This window comes from Ligilactobacillus acidipiscis DSM 15836 (assembly GCF_001435755.1).
Lineage (GTDB): Bacteria > Bacillota > Bacilli > Lactobacillales > Lactobacillaceae > Ligilactobacillus > Ligilactobacillus acidipiscis.
Map to the genome: position 1 here is coordinate 1 of NZ_AZFI01000226.1, position 2,367 is coordinate 2,367.

At 36.5% G+C, this 2,367-nt stretch carries 2 protein-coding genes; one reads left to right on the forward strand and one right to left on the reverse strand.

Going from position 1 to position 2,367, the window contains the following annotated elements; translation table 11 throughout:
* Positions 1-112: 112 nt before the first annotated feature.
* On the forward strand, positions 113-943 hold the full coding sequence (locus tag FC65_RS10105; RefSeq protein ID WP_056972582.1) for a hypothetical protein: 831 nt from the start codon (positions 113-115) through the stop codon (positions 941-943).
* Positions 944-996: 53 nt separating this feature from the next.
* Here the strand turns inward: FC65_RS10105 and FC65_RS10110 are convergent, their stop codons facing one another.
* Entirely contained in the window at positions 997-2,256 is a 1,260-nt protein-coding gene (locus FC65_RS10110; RefSeq protein WP_056972583.1) for a tetratricopeptide repeat protein, read from the reverse strand.
* Positions 2,257-2,367 lie beyond the last annotated feature (111 nt).

The following is a 2,367-nucleotide window of genomic DNA, read 5'->3' on the forward strand; positions in this document are numbered from 1 at the left end:
ATTTACCCACACAAAGTTGACACTATCGGAAGCAGGCTGATCATTGTTTATTTTTGCTTATTTTGTTAAAGTAAAAGTAACTGATTACTTTAACCTTTAAAGGAGAATAAAAATGAGTTTTCCATACGAAAAACGTTTTAAACGCTATCTGCAAAATGATAAATTGGTTGTTAAAACGACTGAAAACGATGTTTGTCATGATGTTAACGATCTGTTCATATATTTGCGTAATTTTAATGAAAATTATCGCAGGTCTGGTGATTTATCTCTTTTAGAAGAGTCTGATGTTATTGAATACATGATAATGTTGCAAACGAAAAGAAAAATCAAAAATACAACATACAATAAAGTATTGACCCATTTAAACACTTACTTTAAATTTTTATTTAAAAATAAGTTATCGTCCTCCTTACCGACAGTCACCTTACAAGGCCTTAAACGATCGCCAAAGCAAATAGAAGATGTTTATGGGTGGCAAGTTGAGCTTCCTGGCTATTTAAGCTCGCATACTATTTCCAATTATACGAAAATGGTTTTACTTTTATTGGCCCATTTTTATACGATTTCAGAAATAGTATCTCCTGATTTTTATCATGTCTTACAACGTGAGGATTGGCAAAAGTACGAAAAAGATTTTATTGTTCAATTCCAAAACGAGGAATCTGACAAACAGCAAATGCAAAACTGCCATGATTTATTTCTAAAAACACGTCTTGACTTATCTGCGCCCCGTTTATCTCTGGCAGGACTACATAAAGTATTGAAAAAAGACCAGCCCCACTGCTCATTACCGCTAGTTCCTCGTCGATTACGACAGGCTGCGATTGCAGCTTACCTGAACGAACATCAAAATCTGACTGACGGTCAATTGTGCGGGAGCTTGCACCTTGATTTAGCATCTTTAAATTATTATCGGACTATGTCTCGACAACATATTTTATAATCGAAAACGGCTGTTGGTTCAGTGAAAAAGACCAACAGCCGTTTTTGGCTAACTTATTCTTGAATTTCATCCCAAAATTGGTTCATATCTGGGTCGTTTGGATAAAGTGTTAAATATGCTTTCGCACAGTTGATGGCTTGTTGTCTATGACCGGCATTTCGGAAAAATACTGCTGCATCAGACAAAAAATCCGGGGCAGTATTGAGTTCAGCATAAGCTGCTTCATAGTCATTGATGGCATCCGAATAATTATCTAAAGCAGCAAAAGAACGTCCTTGATTCCATAGCAATCTAGCATCGGACTGATCTTGCTTTTGATAAGTTTGAATCAAATCTAAGTTTTCTTGATGACGCCCTAAGCGCACTAACAAATTACTCAAATCGATGACAAGCGTTAGGTTATCAGGATCTTGGTCTAAGGCCGTACGGAGATAATTCTCTGCATCTTCATCTTGGCCCAACTTTTGAGCCACTCGGCTGGCATCTTGGTAAAGAGCGATATTATACTGATCGACACTTAAACCATCCTGTAATGTGATCAAAGCATCTCCAAACTGCCCTTTATTTTCATAGATCTTTGCAATATAAGGATAAATAGTGGCATAATCCGGATCAGTTTCTTTTAGCTTATTAAAGTTGCGTAAAGCATCGTCTTCATGGTGTAATTGATACTGAGTCACAGCTAATTGGAAGCGTGTATCAGGATCAAGATCTTTTTCATGAATTTGTTCTAAATAGCCTAACGCTTGTTCAAATTTACCTATTTCTGCGTAAGAAACTCCCAATCTGCCAACAATATTGACTTTAGAATAAGATTGAATCCCCTGTTTGATCAAACTCAAATAATAATTTGCTGCTTTACGGTATTCTTTGATACTAAAATACAGTTCAGCAAGAGCAAATTGGATAACCTCTTCATCAGGGGCTATTTGAGAAGCAGTTAATAGTTTTTGCTCGCTGACTTCAAAAAGCCCCTGGGTTTGGTAAAGATCTGCTTCCACCAACAAGGCTTCCAAGTATGCTGGCGACGTTGCTTTGATCTCACTTAAATAATTTAATGCTTGATCATCTTGTCCTTCGCTAATAGCAATGTCTGCCAAAGCTGTTCGCAATTCATCTTCGTTTGGATACCTTTCTAAAAGAAGGTGATATGTTCTTTTAGACATTGAGCTAAAGCCAAGTGAATATAATTCCTCTGCTAAACTAAAGAGGGTATCGTCATCATCTTTGCGCAGTGCCCAAGCAAACTTTTTCTTTGCTTCCTCTATCTGACCCAGCTCTAAATTAGCAAGCGTTTCTTCAGAATAACTCATTTCATTGCTCCTTTGTTTTGGTGATTTATCATCAGTATAATAGCATATTTTTTATTAAACGGAGGTTAAAAACATTTACTCTAGGGTCCGTCTGAAAACTACTTAAGTAAG